Annotated in this window: 1 protein-coding gene; it reads left to right on the top strand. The window is 72.5% G+C overall.

Translation table 11 applies throughout. The features are described from left to right. Positions 1–750: alpha/beta hydrolase (locus tag BIU91_RS13365; RefSeq protein WP_071405857.1), on the top strand; the 750-nt coding region annotated here is incomplete at its 5' end. Between the last annotated feature and the right edge of the window lie 55 nt (positions 751–805).

The following is an 805-nucleotide window of genomic DNA, read 5'->3' as shown; positions in this document are numbered from 1 at the left end:
GCCCGGTTCCACGCGCTGGACCTGCGGAAGTACGGTCGGAGCCTGCGCCCGTACCAGACCGCGGGCATGGTCGACGACCTGGCCGTGTACGACGAGGACATCGCCGCAGCGCTCGACGCGATCTCGGCCGAGCACCCCGGCTCGGACCGGCGCCGACTCGTCCCGATGGGCCACTCCACCGGCGGCCTGACCCTGTCGCTCTGGGCTGCCCGACACCCGGAGCTCGTGCACGGCCTCGTGTTGAACAGCCCGTGGCTCGAGTTCCAGGCCACCGCGGTCGGCCGGGCCATCGTCGCACCGGTCATCAAGCTCGGTGCCCGTCGGAACCCCCTCGCTCCGATGCCCGCCGTCGACCCCGGCTTCTACACCCGCACCGTCTCGGCCGAGGGCGAGGGGTCGTGGACCTACGAGCAGAAGTGGCGGCCGGAGCGCGGCTTCCCCCTGCACCCCGGGTGGCTCGCCGCGGTGTTCGACGGCCAGGCACAGGTCGAGAAGGGCCTCGGGATCGCGGTCCCGACCCTGGTGATGCTGAGCGACAAGAGCATGCTCCAGCCGCGGTGGGACCCGGGCATGGCGCGGGCCGACGTCGCCCTGAACGTCGACACGGTGGCGCACCGCTCGCTCTCCCTCGGCGAGGAGGTCACGGTCCGCCGACTCGAAGGTGCCCTGCACGACGTCGTGCTGTCCGCGCCGGAGGTGCGGGAACGGGCGTACGACGCGATCGGGCGCTGGGCGAGCACACTCCGGTAGTCCCGCAACAACAGTCCCGCGACGCTGGCGACTCAGTCGGACAGCCCGGCCACCG

It is taken from the genome of Curtobacterium sp. MMLR14_002, assembly GCF_001864975.1.
Lineage (GTDB): Bacteria > Actinomycetota > Actinomycetes > Actinomycetales > Microbacteriaceae > Curtobacterium > Curtobacterium flaccumfaciens.
Note: the sequence above shows the minus strand (reverse complement) of the source record. Positions and strands in the feature narration are given on the sequence as shown.